Raw genomic sequence first — 16225 nt, 5'->3', positions numbered from 1 at the left:
GCTCCACCAAGCCCCACTCGGCATCGGAGAGTTCATGGCGACGTATCACCACACCATGATCCACTAGCCAAGATCACTTTGACGACACTGCCTAGGACCCCGGCAACGGCTTCGGCCCACTGGGAGAGCCGTTCCCTGCCGGGTTCCAGCGACAGCCTGCGCAGGTGCCCCATCGTGCGCAACCGATTGGCTCGCACGGCATGCAGACTGGGGTCGATGATCTCGGCGACCCCAGTCTCCCCGATCGCGTGCGGGGTGAAGGCCGCAACGCCCTCCGGTTGGTCCCAGAGGAAGCCCTCGCTGAAGGAGGTCCGGCCGCCGACCGGATGAACCGCCGGAATGAAGGAGACCTTGTCGAGCTGCCCGTCCAGCTTCCGGAACGCCTCGTCCAGGCGGGGAAGTTCGCTCTCCTGACGGCAGAGCAGGTCGACCAGGGCGTTGCCCGGAAGCTCCACCCGGCCTTCGTCGGCCAGAACCGCCGCCCGGGCGCAGGCGGCGGCCACCTCGTCCAGCAGCAGGTCGTTCCACGGGATGTCTGTGGCGAAGGTGCGTCGACTGACGTGGGAGAAGAACGGCGCGTTCACATAGCCGTTGACCGGAGAGGGCGTCTCGGTGCTCATCGGCAGGAAGGTGTAAAGGCGCCCGCGAGTGAGTGGCTCGTCCACCGGGACCGCAACTGCCACCTCTGCCGCGCCCTGCCATGCTTTCCAGGCCGCCCCCATGGTCCCGCTGACGGCGATGGCCTCTTGAGCCCGCTCCGCTGCGACCTTGCTCCGGACCACGATCAACCGCAGACCCCGACGGAGTGCCACCTCCTGGATCTTGAGGTCGCGCGAGCTGTACAGCGAGGTCACCTGCCGCCGATAGACCGTGCGCTTCGTGCTGCCCGCCGCCGTGTGTACCACCGACACTACTGCCAGCCGGTCCAGAAAAAGTTCGAACGGAGCACTGTCGTCGGTGAGTTCATTGAACTGGTCGACAGCTGCCTGTCGCGCCTCGGCATCCTGGAGCGGCAGGCGAACCACCGTGACGATCCCACGGCGTCGGAACCGCTGCACCGGCTCGGGCACCTCGTCGAGGGGCAGCGGAACCTTCAGGGTGGAGAGGTTGTCCCGCAGTTGATCTGCCGCATCGGTCTGATCAGGCGCGATCTGCTGGGCCAGCCAGTCGAAGTCCGCAGACCGGGCGAACCGGAAGCAGAAGCCGTCGAACGCCTTGGCCTCCGGGTCCGAGACGCTGTACAGCTCGGGCGCCTCGGTCAGCTGGCGCACGCTCTTGAAGCCCACGCCCTTGTGCCCGATGCCCTCGTCCGGACGCTTGCTGGAGAGTGCGACGCGGCACAGCGCCTGGAAGTCCTTCGGCTTCAGCGCTCGACCGCCGTTCGCGACATAGAGGACACCATGCTCGCCTTCGTCCTCGTCGAGCAGGATCTCGACTCGCCCGTCACTACGCGTGGCCAAGTGCGCGTCATGGGCGTTCTGCAGCAGCTCAACCAGGACCCGTCCCTTGTACTCAGCGGTAAGCAGGTCCTCGATCACCGCCTTCATCTCCCGGAACGTGGTATCCCCTTCCGCGAGGTTCGCCAGGCAGAGCCTCGCCACCTTCAGGGCCTGCGTCATGACCTGCTTACGCCGGGAACCCGTCGTTCCTGAGCTCTTCAACTGCTGCCCCTTGCGAACCAAAGCCGTCGACCCGGCCCATGAAATCGTCCAGCGACACGGTATCCGTGGCTACTGACAACAGAGTTCGCGCGGCGTCGCGTCAGGCTGCCGGCGCCATGGCCGCCGCGGTCCCTTGTCAGCCCGATCTGACAGACTGCGAACGGCGGTGACGCTACGGAACCAGGAGCAAGGAGCCCCATGAACAACCCTGCCGGCGACAGCGCGCTTCGTGAGGCCCGCAGGCTCCGGGCGCCCAGAAAACGAACCGTCAAGGGCGAGGAGAGCTCCCGGCCCTGGACCGCGCCTCGGATCGTCGCCCTCGTGCTCGTGGTCGGGTTCGCGGCGCTGGTCCACTACTACGTCCTAGCCGTCGCTCTCGCGCTGACCGCCGCCGTGCTGGCCAGGAAGCGGCCACACCGGAGCGTGGGCCCTCACCGCACCGAGCGTATTCCGCCCAGCAGCGACGACTTGGCGAAGGCCGAGCGCCTGGAGTTGGGCGCCGCCGGCGAGAGGACCACCGCCGGGCTCCTGGCGCCGCTGGAAGCGGAGGGCTGGCGCATCCTGCACGACCGCGGCATCCCCGGGAAAACCGCGAACCTCGACCACATTGCCATCGGCCCCAGGAACCAGCTGGTCGTCATCGACTCCAAGAACTGGACGCCTGTGCCCGGCGCCGAGGTCCGCCTGCTGAACGATGGCCGCCTACTGTACGGGCGGCACGACCGAACCGAGCAGGTCAAGACGTTCCTCTGGGAGTTGAAGTTCGTTCGGGAGGACCTTCCGGTGACTCCGACGGCGATCATGGTGATTCACGGGCCGCCCGTGCGCCGCGGCCGCCTCCCGCTGCCCAACCTCCACATCGTCGGCGCCGACGACCTGCTCAACGCGGTTCGCACCGCGCAGACCACTGGCAAGCAGGACCTGCTGGCACACTGCCTGATCAGGTTCAGGCCCTACCGCGAGCAGGAGCAGGAGGTCGCCCAAGCGGCTTTGCCGCGTCCGTAGCGGCCTGACGAGGGGCCACCGTGCCAGCGACGGCCAGGCCGCGTCCTTTCAGCACCCCGGCGGGGCGGCCTGTCGGAGGCGTGGTGTAGATGTTGGGGGGTCTCAGCAGCCCCTGCTGCGCACCCGGGCATGCCCGGCAGCCTGGCGGGGGCGGCATCACAGAACTCCGTTCCGGAGTCGCATCGTGAAGGAGGCCGGCAGTGCCCACTGCCCTGGTCTACGTGCCCGCACCCTCGCAGGCCAATCTGAAGATCGGCATCCAGCGCTCCCTGTGGGGCTGGCGCGCCGAGACCGTCGCCCGAGGCCGCACCGACGAGGTCCTGGCCGGCCTGAGCGTTGGCGACTTCCTGCTGCTGGGCCACCGTGGCCCCAACGCCCGGGTCGCGCCCGGCGGATGGGCACACGCCTCGCTCAAGCAGCTGGTGGTAGCCCGGATCGCCGGTGACGCCTTCGTCGACACCGAACCGGTCTGGCCCGACGACACCTACCCGCACCGCATCCGTCTGGACGTCCTCGACATCCAGACGGACGTCGACGGCTCACTGCTCGGCGAGCAGGCGATGGAAGCCCTGCGCCTGTCGGCCAACAAACAGGGCGCACCCGTCCTGCAGGACCTGACTGTCATCGACAATGTCATCAACGCACTGGTCCAGGACACCCCGACCACCCTGACCGATCTGACCGCCCCGGGCGACACCGACCAGGGCACCCCGGACCGGTACCTGGAGATCGACGGCGAACTCGACCAGCGCACGCAGACCCTGGTCCGCCGCGAGCAGCAGCGCCTGCGGCGCGAGAAGTTCAAGCTCGCCGAACGCATCACCTGCGCACTGTGCGGCACCTCTCTGCCGGGCCGCGTAGTGCACACCGCGCACATCAAGCGTCGCCGCGACTGCGACATCTACGAGCGCCGGGACCTGGCCAACGTGATGGGCGCCTGCGTGCTGGGCTGCGACGTCCTGTTCGAGCACGGCTACCTGTACGTGTCGGAGCAGGGCATCGTCACCCCCACACCCGCCGCCCTCAACGACCCGGGCCTGAAGCCCGCACTCACCGCGCTCAGCGGACGGCACTGCACCGAGTTCACCGACGCCAGCGGGCCGTACTTCGCCTGGCACCGCAGCAACATCGCGCTGGTGGCGGCATGACAGCCGCCACCAGGCAGTTGCCCGCAACCGACGGCACGGCGGACAGCACGAACAGCCCCTGGGTGTGGGCGGGAGGAGTAGCCGAGCTGGCCGACCTCATGAAGGAGCCGTCCTTCGTCCGAGAGTGTGTGCGCCGGTTCGAGGCCGCCGGCCGCCGCACGGTCGGCGAGGCCGAGCGGCGCAGTTGGGAGCGCAGCTGGCCGCACCTCGTCGACGCGCTCGTCCACGCCGGCCTGGGCCGACTGCGGATCTACCTCGAGTACACGACTCCCGGCAGCGCCAACCGCTTCGACGCGCTGCTGCTGGGCCGCACCGAGCAGGGCATCCCGGCGCTCGTCGTCGTGGAGCTGAAGCAGTGGACCCGTTTCACCGTCCTGTCCGACACCGAGGTGAAGCTCGCAGACGGAGACGAGCCCACCCATCCGGTCGTCCAGGTCGCCGGCTACACCGCCTTCCTCCAGCAGTGGTTCGAGGCGGGAGACACCGGGGTCGAGGTGCGCGGCCTGGCCTACCTGCACAACGCGACCACCGCCCAGGCCCAGCCCCTTCGGGAGCACCACAACACCGGCCCCTTGAGTGGCATCCCCGTGCTGTGCCGCGACGATCTAGCACCGGACCTCGACGCACGCGAGACGGCACGACTCCTGCTGGCGGCCGACCTTGCCGCTCCGGACGACGAACAGGTACGGGCCTTCCAGAGCATGCGGTGGACGCCGTCGCAGACGCTGCTGGAGAGCGTCGGCGACCTGCTGCTCTCGCCACACTCCTCCATCAAGCTGATCGGCGACCAGCAGGACGCGCTACTGAGCGTCCGACGCCTCGTCGCCGCTGCGAAGCAACGCGGGACACGGCTCGTGGTAGCCGTCACCGGTGGCCCAGGCAGTGGCAAGACCGTCATCGCGAGCCGACTGATGGGGCACTACCTGCGCAACGAGTCAGCCCTGCAGCCGCGCTACGTCAGTCCGTCCGGGACCCTGGTCGCTCAGTTGCGCGAGGCCACCTCAGCCATTCGCGGCGCCCGGGACCTGTTCATGCTGCCCGGCGATGTCCCGGCGGCAGCACTGAAGGGCTCTCGGATCACCATCCTGGACGAGGCGCAGCGCCTTCACCGGCCGACGGACGGGTACGGGCTGGTGCAGCAGATCGTCGACCGCGTCCCCATCGTGGTCATGTTCCTGGACGAGCGACAGATCGTCTGTCCCAACGAGGGCCTCACGCTGCAGGAGGTCCAGGAGCTGGCCGCCCGCAGCGGGGCGGCGTTCAAGCACCACAGCCTCGCCGGCTGCTTCCGCACCAGCTCCTCCGCCGACTACATGGGCTGGGTCACCGACCTGCTCTACGGAACACCGACCAGCTGGGAGGACACCGACTACGACCTGCGGCTGAGCGCGAACCCGGAAGACCTGCAGGCCTGGATCGACCACCACACCGCGCAGGGGCGCCGTGCCCGCACCGCGGCCGGCTTCTGCTGGCCCTGGGCCCGCGACACCTCCCAGCTCCGACCCGAGGTCGCCATCCCCTGGACGGACGCCGATGGGACCGAACAGCTCTGGGAGGCACCGTGGAACGCGTTCCAGGAGATCCGCTCGGCCTCCGCCCCACACCGTAACTTCTGGGCCACCGCCCCCGGCGGCCACCGGCAGATCGGCTGCATCTACACCGCCCAAGGCCTGGAGTACGCCTACAGCGGGGTCATCATCGGCCCCGACCTCGTACGCCGCGACGACGCCTGGCTGCCAAGGCCCCAGTACAGCCGCGACCGAGCCATGCGGGACGTACAGCCCGGCGACTACCTACGCCTGGCGCTGAACATCTACCACGTCCTGCTCACCCGCGGCATCCACGCCACCCGCCTCTACTCCACTGACCGCGAGACCCAAAGCTTCCTCAACTCCCTCTTCCCGCAAACGTCGACTGGTCACGAGTCTGACTCGTGAATGGTCACGAGATCCCGTCCGGTCCATGTGATCGGGCGGGACCTTTGCGTTGTGGGGGCTTGTTCGAGGTCGCGTGCGAACTCGGTGGGCCTTCGCGGCTGAGGTCCGGCGGCTCGGGGGGTGCGGTGGGCATGCCGGGCCGCCGCTGGGATGGGGGCCAACGGCGGTCAGCGCTCGGGCATCGCAACATCGACGAAGGCGAATCCGGCCGTGGCACCGACCAACAGACCTGACGCGCCCGTCCGGTTCCCCTTTACCGGGAGCAGAGCGTGGATGGGGCTGGCGGTGACGATGCGGAGCAAGCACTGGCCCCCATCGAGGTCCCACACCCGCACGCTGCGGTCCTTGCTGCCACTAGCCAGCAGCGGCCGGCCCCCCGGGCCGCCGAACGCCACCACGGCAGCCACCGAGTCCTGGTGGCCCTGCAGCGGCGGGCCGGCAGCTTCGCCGGTCAGCGGATCCCAGATCCGCACCACCCCGTCGCTGCCGCCGGTGGCCAGCAGCGGCCGGCCATCCGGTCCATCGAACGCCGCCATGGCTCGCACCGCACTCTCAGGAGTACTGAGCGGCCGGCCGACCGGGTCGCCGGTCAGCGGATTCCAGACCCGCACCGCCCCGTCCTCACCCCCGGTGGCGAGCAGCGGCTGGTCTCCTGGTCCGGCAAAGGCCACCAGCACCGCCACTGTGGACCTGGGCCCTCGAACCGGCTCGCAGATCTCGGAGGCGGTCCGTGGATCCCACACCCGCACCACCCCGTTGAGGTGGCCGACGGCCAGCAGCGGCCGACTTTCGGGGCCGCCGAACGACACCACAGCTGCTGCCGAGCTCCCGTGGGTGTGCAGCAACTGGCCAACCGCTGAGCCGGTCAGCGGATCCCAGATCCGCACCACCCCGTCGCTGCCGCCGGTGGCCAGCAGCGGCCGGCCATCCGGCCCATCGAACACCGCCACAGCCTGTACCACGCCGTCGGCGCTGCGGAGCGGAGCGCCTGCCTCGCCGCCGGTCAGCGGATCCCAGATCCGCACCACCTCGTCACCACCGCCGGTGGCCAGCAGCGGCCGGCCATCCGGCCCATCGAACACCGCCACCGCCCGTACCCCGGCCTTGTGGCCGGGCCATGACGCACCCGCTCCGGTCTTCAGCGGATCCCAGACCCGCACCACCTTGTCCCTGCCGCCGGTGGCCAGCAGCGGCCGGCCCTGCGGCCCGGGGAGCGCCACCAGCGCCAACACGGCGCCCTCGTAACCGTGCATCAGTTCCCCGACGTGCCGGCCCGCCAATGGATCCCAGACCCGCACCACCCCGTCTCGGCCGCCGGTGGCCAGCAGCGGCCCGTCCTCTGGCCCGTTGAACGCCGCCATCGTCGATGCGTAACCCCCAGGGCCGTGCAGCGGTGCACTAGCCTCGGCGCCGGTCAGTGGATCCCAGATCCGCACCACCCCGTCTCGGCCGCCGGTGGCGAGCAGGGGTCGGCCTCCGAGGCCTTGGAACGCCGCGACAGCGCGTACCTCGAACTTGTGACTCTGCAACCTCTCACCGACTTCGGTGCTGTTCAGTGGATCCCAGATCCGCACCACCCCGTCTCGGCCGCCGGTGGCGAGCAGAGGCCGCCCCTCCGGCGCGGTGAACGCCACCATCGTTGACACGGCTCCCTCGTGACCGTGCAGAGGCTCACCGGTCTCGGCGCCGGTCAGCGGATCCCAGATCCGCACCACCCCGTCTCGGCCGCCGGTGGCGAGCAGAGGCCGCCCCTCCGGCGCGGTGAACGCCACCACGGCCCGGACTCCTCCTTCGACGCGGAGTGGTTCACCGACCTGCGCACCCTGCGCCGGATCCACCACCAGAACGCCGTCCCGGCCGCCGGCGGCGAGGTGCGGGCGGCCGTCCGGCGAGCGGAACAGGGCGAGGCTGGTCAGCACCGCACCGGCGTCCACCACCACGTTGTTCGGCGTCTGCCAGCGGGCATGCCGAGGCCAGACCGCCGTGCGCGCCCTGGGGGGCGCAGCCCTGGTGGCGAGGGCGAAGTCGAGGCTGACCTGGCGGGTCCGGTGGTCGGCGTCGTGCAGGAAGGGCTCGATCTCGGCCCAGGCGGCCACTGCGGTCTGGTCGTCACCGGGGGTGCTGGGCAGGCCGAGGCGGCCGCGGAGCTTGCCGTCGGTGTCCCAGGGCAGGAACGCGGCTGGGAGGGTCGCGTCGTCCAGGACGTGGCCGAGATCCGCGTGTTGGGCGAGGTGGCGCCGGACGTAGGGGTGCGGTGGGACGCCGTCCGCGGTGTCGGCCAGCCCGGTGAGGCGGTGGGCGATGCGGCGGTGGATGTCGGCAGGCGAGTCCGGCTGCGGCGCTGGGGTCACGACTGCGGCTCCTTCGGGGCGGTGTGCAGGCGGTGGGGCTCGGTCCGCAGGACCTCGGCCAGGCGTTCGTGCGCGAGGCGGTGGACGGTGCGGCCGTCCTCGGTGTCCTGCGCCAGGTAGCCGATCAGTCGGCTGCTCCGCAGGGCGCTGATCGCGGCCTCGGCATCGGGCAGCGGCCGATCCAGGACGGCTTCGGCGAGGGCCGGCCAGATCGGGCCCCAAGGCACGCCGGCGCCCTGGGCGAACGCGGCCGCCCTCAGCAGGCCTAGGGCCGTGTCGGGGGTCAGCTGCGGTGTGTTCAGGGCACGCAGGTCCCGACGGAGCATCCCGACCAGCCCGTCGCCGAGGGAGTCCCACCACTGCGGGTCGTCCAGCAGGTCAGCGGGCGAGTCGTGTTCGCGGAGCTGGTTGGCGGCGATGCGGGCGTCGAGGAAGGAGACGGCCGGGATCCGCTCGGTGATCTGGCGTGCCGTGGCCGCGGGGTCGAACGGCCTGTCGGGGCTGTCGTCGAGCAGGGCTTGCAGGTACGCCTGGATGTCGTCGACCGTCTCCGGTCCGTCGGTCCGCAGCTCCACGGGCGGGAGCTGCGACCGGGAGAAGTCGGTGGCCAGGGTGAGGGCCCGTCTGATGTGGTCGAGGAGAGCCGTGTCCGGGGCGGGCTCCGTACTGTCCGGGACACTTTGTGCGTCGTCGGTGTGGTGGCTGCGGACGCCGATCACCAACCTAGGTGCGGCCTGGCCTGCTTGGGCCAGGGGTGCGATGACCTGGCTCACCAGGAGGTAGGGGTCGTCGGCCTCGTCGAGACCGTCGATGACGAAGGTGGCGGTGCGGCCGATGACCGCCAACCTGCGCAGGGTTTCCGTCAAGTGTCCGCGCATGGCGGTGAGCTGATCCGTGAGGGAGTCGGGCCGTGGTGCCTTGTGACCGATGCCTTCGAGGAGGGCGGTGACGACCTGCTCGGCGGTGCGTTGGCGGGCCAGGACCGCGACGTCGATGGAACCCTCCGGGGGAAGCGTGTCGGCCGGGGAGTCCGCGATGGCGCCGGCGTAGGCCGGGTTGGCACGGAGACCCGGGTCGCTCAACGTCACGGCGCGGGCAATCACCGCGGACTTGCCGCTGCCGGCCGTGCCCGTGACGATCAACGACGGACTGTGACCTGCTGGTGGCCCGTCAGTGAGAAAGCTCGCCAGGGCACGGGTGAGGGGCCGGCGGCCGGAGAAGTACCAGCCCGGATCCTTCCGGTTCGGCCGTCCGCTGGCTCGACTGATCCAGTAGCGCATGTCCTCCTCGGTGGCGGCGACTTGGCTGCGCTGGGGAGCCACCAGATGCGTGGTGGGCCGGTAGCCGGGGTTGGGAAGGCACAGGTGCGGCGTGCTGGCACCGTCCAGGCCGAGTAACGGAAACGGCGCCTGGTACCCGGTGGCCCGGGCGGCGTCGCGGAGTTGCTCCATGAACTCGGCGAAACTCAGGTACTCGGAAGTGAGTTCGGCCGACGTACTCAGCTGCTTGTGTACCTGCGTCAGGAGCGCGCTCAACTCGCGGACGCCGACGGTGGTTCCGAAGTCGGTGGCCGCCAGCACCGCCAGCGTCGGGCTGTTGGACCGCTGCCGGTTCAGATCACGGGTCACCTGTGCAAGGTTGATGTCGGCGCCGCGGGAGTAGCACGTGTTGACGATGACGAACACGTGCTGGGCGTGGGAGTCCAGGGCCGCGGCGATCAGGTCGGAGGTGCGGTAGGCAGTGGCGAGCAGCCGCTTGCGGTCGGTCGACGGCAGCAGGAGGAAGTGGCTCCCGGAGCCACTGGCCTCACCGTGCCCCGATATGAACAGCACGATGGCGTCCTCCCGAGGGGCCTCCCGCAGTTCGGTCTCCTCCAGGAACGCCTCCACCTGCCGGCGCTCCTGGAGGTCGGGCGCCGGTTCATGCGTGAAAGCCCGTATGCCGAGGGCCGGATCGCACCACCACGTGTCGAGTACCTGGAGCTGCTCCTTCACCCCGTCGGCGAAGTCCGGGTCCTCGTCCTGGTAGCCCGGCACCACGACGGTCAGCAGCCTGCGACGCGCTCCGTCGGCTGCCGAGGGAACGGCCCCCCTCCCACTGTCCATGGGCGCTAGTGTGCCGGAGAGCGGAACGAGGGGGAGCAGAGGATGCGCGAAGCCGTCGGCAGTATCTGGCAACCGGGAGCACCGCGGAGCCGGGACGTCACCCAGGACGCGGTCGTCGTGGTGCCCGGCATCATGGGCAGCGAACTCGTCGACGGGGAGAGCGGCCGCCTGCTGTGGGGGCTGAAACCGGCCATGCTGCGCCGGGCGTTCAGCCGCACGGACGGTCTGGAGGCGTTGCAGGTCACCGAAGCCGAACGGGAGGGCAAGGGGACACGGGTGCGGCCGTCCGCCCTGCTGCGCCTGCCGGCCTGGGTTCCCCTGCTGAACGGCATCGAGCCCTACCACGAGCTCCTCACGATGGTGCGCGACACGGTTGCCTGGCCGGAAGCGGTCCTGCCGTTCCCGTACGACTGGCGTCTGTCGGTCGAGCACAACGGGCGGTTGCTCGCCGATGCGGCGCGCCGGCACCTGGAGGCGTGGACCGCGACCGTCGGGGCCACGCCTGATCTGCGTGCGCTGTGCGAGGACCGGATGCCGCAACTAGTGTTCGTGGCGCACTCGATGGGCGGCCTGGTCACCCGGGCCGCGCTCGGCCGGCACGGGGACCTGCGGGCGGACACCCGGACCGTCATCACCTTGGGAACACCGTTCCTAGGCTCGGCGAACGCCGCCCTGATGCTCAACGGCGGGCGTCGGAGCGGCGGCCTCAGCGGCCGCGTCCTGGACCGCCTGCAGGCCCTGGCAGTGACCCTCCCCGGCGTGCACGACCTGCTGCCGGACTACCGCTGCGTCGACGAGGGCTTGGAGGTCTCGCGCCTCACCCCTGAGGCGGTGGCCGGCATCGGAGGCGATCCGGACCTCGCCAGGGCCGCTATGGCCTTCCAGTTGACGATGCGCTCCGACGGCAGCGCCGCTCTGCCGGGCCATCGAGCGGTCGTCGGTGTCGCGCAGCCGACTGTGCAGAGCATCCGCGTCGAGAACGGCCTGGTCTATCCGCAGCACTGGGCGTTCAAGGCCGGCGAGCACGGGGACCTGAAGCGGACCGTGCACGGCATCCCGCAGCGGTTGGACCGCTGGGGCGACGGCACGGTGTACCGCGACGCGGCCAGCGGTGGCGCCGACAGGCCGGTGTACCTGCCCCTCCAGCACGGCGCCCTGGGCAAGGGTGATGTCGCCCTGCGCTACGTCCACGGCGTGCTGACCGAGGACGACGGCTACGCGGGCCCGCCGATGGGCCCCGGCGAACTCGGTCTGGACCTGCCGGACGAGTGCGTGATCGCCGGTCGGCCATGGCGGTTGCGGATCACCGGACGCGACAGTCCCGTCACGGTCACCTGCGAGATCGTGAACACCGAGACAGAGGCCCGTGTGGCCGGGCCGCGCCTGTCGGCCGGTGAGAACGACCTCTTCGCCACGGTGACCCTTCTCCAGCCGGGCCTGTACCGCGTCCAGGCCCAAGCAGCTGAGACACCGGCCGTCACCCAGCTGTTGCTCGTGTTCGAGCGCGAGCCGTAGTCAGGATGATCAAGAGATCGCAGGGTGCCCCTCTTTTGATCCGCCGTCCGTGGCCCTGGCACGGAAAGTGATCCAGAACCTCGTTTCACCCGTCGGCGAGAGAGATGGAGGGTGCCAGCCGCATCCTCATCGGAGCCCCGCGGTGGTTGCGCAACACTCGTCCCGACAGGAGGAGGGACTACTTCGGCGAGAACCGGGTGGTATTCACCGCCTCGGGCGCATCCAGCGCGCCTACCATCGTTCCTACTGTCCAGTAGACCATGCCGCAGGCTATTCACCGACCCACGCGGCAGGGCACCCAATGAGGGCGGCACCGACTACGCCGAGTACTTTGCCCCCCGACTTCGCACTGCCACCGGAGAGGTAAGCGGCCCGGTCCACGCGCTGCCACCACACATCCCCCGAACGAGTGATTACGACGAGGACGGCCGGGTTCCGTGATCTTGTGCTGGACGGGGCCAAACCGAGCTGATCGGCCTCAGGGAGCGCTCGGTGTCGCCGCCTGACGGCCACACAGCCAGGAAGCACGCCAGCGTGATGGGCGCGTCTGGGGGAATCCGGTGGCACCACTCAGCTGGCGACTACTTTTTGAGGCAGTACCGTGACGCCTTGTGTCCAGCGTGCCGCTGGCGCCGAGGGAGGAGCGGTCCAGTGCTTCAAATCGCCGTGGAACTCGCAGCAGCACAGCCGGCGGGGCAGGAGGAGCTTGCCCTGCTAATGGCCATCGCGCTCTCGGCTGCGGGTTACGGAACGGTCCATGCGGCGTCCTATGCCACGACCATGGCGGAGCTGGAGCGCGCCAACCTCATCCGCCGCAGGCGTCGGTTTCGACGGCTCATCCCGGTGCCACCACCTCACCCCTCTGGCACCGAGGTGCTCTGCCGGTATTACGCGCAAGCCAGGGCGCAAGCGTATGCGAACCATGTGTTCGCGCTTGGCTCGTCTTCGCTGGGACTCTTGATCATCCTCGCGGCATCCATCCATGCGCTCACAGTCGGAAATATTGGCGCCGGATCCGAGCTCTCCCTGCTGGTGGGGCTCGGAATCCAGCCGATCACGCTCCTCTTCCTCCGTATGAACACCGAGGCCAAGAGGCGGGCGGACAACTACCTCGACAAGCTCCGAACAGACGTGTTGCGCAGCGAGGAGACAAAACAGGTCGAAGGCGAAATCGCAAAGCTGGAGGATCCTCGACTCCGAGACTGCCTCCGTATCGCCATCCTGCTCGATCGACTCGGCAACCGCGAGATCGCAGGAGTCGTCACCCAAACATTCCTTGCGAACACGCCAACAACAGCGACTCATGCCCCGGGAACTGAGGAGCCATTCCCACAGCAGGCACCCGCTCCAGCGGAGTGATGGCACTCCCCATACAGAGCACCAGAGATCGCATTTCCGCCGACCGGTGAATCTGACAGCGAGTCGGCCACGCATCAGGGGCGGTGACTGCACCGTCAACTTGGCGCAGTCGCCGCCCCGCTATTTTTCGATCAGCCAACGCTCTTCGCAGTTCACGCCTCGGGCCCGGCTAAATCGAAGTCACCCTGGGTCAGCTCTGCATGGGGTGGCGTCGAGGCAGCTTGGCTCGATGGACTTGCCGGTCGGGGCAGGTTACAGGCGCCCGACCCGGGCAGGGCTGGGAGGTCATCTCGGTATTCGTTGCAGCTCATAGCTGGGTCTCTCCTGAGTACGACGGAGGCTGGCCCGCCCCGAACGGCTGCGCGGTCGGCCACTCGGGATGGGGATGAGGCGGACGTTAGCCGCGATTTCCGGTCGCACCAAATGAGTGGCCAGCCAGATTAGAGATCAACTTCTCGGCCGTTTGGTGCGACCGGAATCTCCGTCTAATGTCTCGCCGTGTCACCGAGGAAAGGCCTTCGCCCCACTCGTGCCGACCCGTGCTGCCGTGTCCCAACGGGACTTCCGCGCAGCCGAATTCACTCATCTGATCGCTGGCTTGCCGTGAGGACTTCTGTGTACCACCTGAGATTACGAGCGCGGCTGGCTGCCGCGCGATATTCGAGACCGGCGTCCGGGAGCTACCAACTCCTCTGACCCGGGGCCGCCCTTCACGGGCGGATTCACAACAGTGCGGTGCCGGCGGCTTTCGACGAGGAGCCGGCACCGCGCCTCCTACGACCAGCGAGGAGCCGCTGCCATGCAGCATGCCCTGATACATCCACGTCCAGGTCCAACCCCGCTGCCCAATCTGGCTGTTCGCCCCGCCGAACGGCGGCGGCATTGAAGAACTCGGCGGGAGCCATCGTCGGGCTCATGGCCTCCGGCCCGCTTCTGCTGGCCGTTCCGATCCTTGCCTTCTCAGCTGGCAGCGCCTCAGCCGCATGCTCTCCCAACGGCGCACAAGCTGTGGATACCGCAGCCGTCGCTACGCAGGTGAAGTCGATTCTGGACGGCGGTGCCACGGGGACGGTCTCCGATCCGGGCCTGGACGATCCGGACGAGCAGGTGCCCAACGCCAAGACCATCCAGGCCACCGGGGTGGCGATGAACATCCCGGCGCGCGGGCAGATCGTGGCCCTGGCGACCGCGTCGCAGGAGAGCGGCCTTCGGAACCTGACCTACGGCGACCGCGACAGCCTGGGGCTGTTCCAGCAGCGGCCGTCGCAGGGTTGGGGCACCGCAACGGAGATCCTCGACCCGGTGCACGCCAGCACCGAGTTCTACGCGGCGCTCCAGCAGGTTTCGGGGTGGCAGTCGATGACCGTCACCCAGGCCGCCCAGGCCGTGCAAAAGTCGGGCCTGCCGGACGCCTACGCGAAGTGGGAGCCGCTGGCGACCGCGCTGCAGAAGGCAATCGAGCCGCTGCTGACGAAGACAAGCACTGCGTCACCCAGTCCTTCGCCGTCCGGCTCCGGTGGAAGCGGCAGCACCGAGCCGAGCAACCCGGGCAGCTGTACGAGCAGTGGGAACGGCACGGACTTCGGGACCATCCCGCCTGGCTCGGCGCCGGCCGGGTACACCATCCCGGCCGACGCCCCGCCGCAGGTCCAGACCGCGCTCCGCTGGGCGATGGGCCAGCTCGGTACCCAGTACCAGTGGGGCGGCTCCTGCAAGGATTCCCACGGCCCGGATCCGATGGGGCGCTGTGACTGCTCCTCGCTGATGCAGATGGCCTACAAGGCGGCCGGAATGAGCCTGACCCGGACGACCTTCACCCAGGTCGCGGAGGGCAAGCCGGTCGCGGTCGACGCACTTCAGGCAGGGGATCTCGTGTTCACCGCGGGAAGCGACGGCAGTGCCGCGAGCCCCGGTCACGTGGGCATGTTCATGGGCTCCGGGCTGATCATCAACGCCCCGCATACAGGCGCGGTCGTCTCCGTCGACACGCTCGCCTCTTGGCAGTCGCAGATCGTCGCTGCCCGCCGAGTCGTCTGACCGGCGCTTCTCCCCTCCCCTCCCTTTCTTCTTTCCTCACGGCGCACCTTTGCGTGCCCAAATTCGAACTGGAGTTCGCAGTGTTTCTTGCTGACAAGGCCGTACAGCTCGCGTACGACCCCGGGATCACCCCGAACGAAGGCGGCCTGCCCGGCCTGGCGGTCCTCAAGCAGGTGATGGGCAGCATCAACTTGTTCGGGCTCATCGCCGTGGTTGGAGCGCTCGCGGTCAGCGCCGGGGTGTGGGCCTGGGGTCACCACAGTGGCGGTCACCAGGCCGAGGCCAACGGCAAGAAGGGCGTGCTGGTCAGCGCGGGTGCCGCGCTGCTGCTCGGCGCCGCACGCCGAGCAGGCGTCGGGGAACACCGACTCGAAATCCGACCCCCTCAGATTCACGCACGCCACCCACACTGCGAGCCGCTCGTGGACCCGACGGATCGCCTCCACCACCGTCCACAGGTTCGGCGGGGTGTACTGCCCGGCCTGCCACAGCTCCCACGCCACGGTGTTGCGCGACACCCGCGTCGGACACAGCGTCATCCCGCTCACACCGAGCCCCGTCAGGTAGTTCACCGACTCCACGACGTCGGTCACCGCCTCGCCGTCGGTCAGGAACGGCGGCTTGACCATCAGGTAGATCTTCGGGTCCACCCCCAGGTCGGCCATCACCGCGAGTGCCCGCTCGAAGGACTTCTGGGTGATCCGGGTGTTCACCAGCGTCTCGCGCACCAGGATGTCCGCGGACTGCAGACCGATGCCGATCTCCAGTCGCACCTCGCCCAGCGCCTGGACGAACGGGCGCAGCACCGGCTCGGTGACGAACTGCGGCAGCGACTCCACCACCAGCCGCTTCACCCCAGCCGCCGCGACCAGGTGAGCGATCTCCACCTGGACGTCCCGGGGGATCTCCTTCGGCGCGAAGAAGCTGCCGTCGTTGTAGAGGGAGAGCACCTCGTACGACGGCTCGTCCTCGGTCCGCACCACAGTGAGCCGCACCTGCTCCAGCAGGCTCTTCCCCGACCTACCGCCCTCGATGCCGTAGTTGTTCAGGTTGGTGAAGGGGCACATCGTGCACGTCGGCACCGAGCAACCGCCGGACATGACGATC

The 16225-nt window shown here is 69.2% G+C and carries 9 protein-coding genes and 1 pseudogene; 7 read left to right on the top strand and 3 right to left on the bottom strand.

Features of this window, described 5'->3' with window-relative positions:
• Window positions 1-32: 32 nt before the first annotated feature.
• On the bottom strand, window positions 33-1619 hold the full coding sequence (locus AB0O82_RS13815) for a hypothetical protein (protein ID WP_363583268.1): 1587 nt from the start codon (window positions 1617-1619) through the stop codon (window positions 33-35).
• Between the two features lie 240 nt (window positions 1620-1859).
• On the opposite strand from AB0O82_RS13815, the gene AB0O82_RS13810 reads away from it, so the two are divergent.
• The 3 genes from AB0O82_RS13810 (at window position 1860) to AB0O82_RS13800 (ending at window position 5751) form a co-directional block, all read left to right on the top strand.
• Entirely contained in the window at window positions 1860-2666 is an 807-nt protein-coding gene (locus tag AB0O82_RS13810) for a nuclease-related domain-containing protein (protein ID WP_363583266.1), read from the top strand.
• A 200-nt stretch (window positions 2667-2866) separates the two neighbouring features.
• Window positions 2867-3814, top strand: a complete 948-nt coding sequence (locus AB0O82_RS13805) for a hypothetical protein (protein ID WP_363583264.1) — start codon at window positions 2867-2869, stop codon at window positions 3812-3814.
• Entirely contained in the window at window positions 3811-5751 is a 1941-nt protein-coding gene (locus tag AB0O82_RS13800; protein ID WP_363583262.1) for a DNA/RNA helicase domain-containing protein, read from the top strand. Before AB0O82_RS13805 ends, AB0O82_RS13800 begins: the two co-directional genes overlap by 4 nt.
• A gap of 167 nt (window positions 5752-5918) precedes the next feature.
• Here AB0O82_RS13800 and AB0O82_RS13795 read toward each other — a convergent pair whose 3' ends face one another.
• The gene (locus tag AB0O82_RS13795) at window positions 5919-8102 is read right to left on the bottom strand and encodes a WD40 repeat domain-containing protein (RefSeq protein WP_363583261.1); all 2184 of its coding nucleotides are present in this window, start codon (window positions 8100-8102) and stop codon (window positions 5919-5921) included.
• Window positions 8099-10207 carry an ATP-binding protein gene (locus AB0O82_RS13790; RefSeq protein WP_363583259.1) on the bottom strand — a complete coding sequence of 703 codons (2109 nt, stop codon included), beginning with the start codon at window positions 10205-10207 and terminating at the stop codon, window positions 8099-8101. The genes AB0O82_RS13795 and AB0O82_RS13790 overlap by 4 nt, the downstream gene beginning before the upstream one ends.
• A 42-nt stretch (window positions 10208-10249) precedes the next feature.
• On the opposite strand from AB0O82_RS13790, the gene AB0O82_RS13785 reads away from it, so the two are divergent.
• The 4 genes and pseudogenes from AB0O82_RS13785 to AB0O82_RS13770 all read left to right on the top strand — a co-directional run.
• Entirely contained in the window at window positions 10250-11722 is a 1473-nt protein-coding gene (locus tag AB0O82_RS13785) for a hypothetical protein (RefSeq protein WP_363583257.1), read from the top strand.
• A 651-nt stretch (window positions 11723-12373) separates the two neighbouring features.
• Window positions 12374-13081, top strand: coding sequence for a hypothetical protein (locus AB0O82_RS13780; protein ID WP_363583255.1), 708 nt, complete (start codon window positions 12374-12376; stop codon window positions 13079-13081).
• Window positions 13082-13963: 882 nt separating this feature from the next.
• Complete coding sequence (locus AB0O82_RS13775) at window positions 13964-15118, top strand: C40 family peptidase (RefSeq protein WP_363583253.1); 1155 nt, start codon at window positions 13964-13966, stop codon at window positions 15116-15118.
• Between the two features lie 80 nt (window positions 15119-15198).
• A pseudogene (locus AB0O82_RS13770) lies at window positions 15199-15459 on the top strand (DUF6112 family protein); the annotation flags it as partial.
• Window positions 15460-16225: the final 766 nt, after the last annotated feature.

The organism is Kitasatospora sp. NPDC088264 (genome assembly GCF_040685715.1).
GTDB lineage: Bacteria > Actinomycetota > Actinomycetes > Streptomycetales > Streptomycetaceae > Kitasatospora.
Note: the sequence above shows the minus strand (reverse complement) of the source record. Positions and strands in the feature narration are given on the sequence as shown.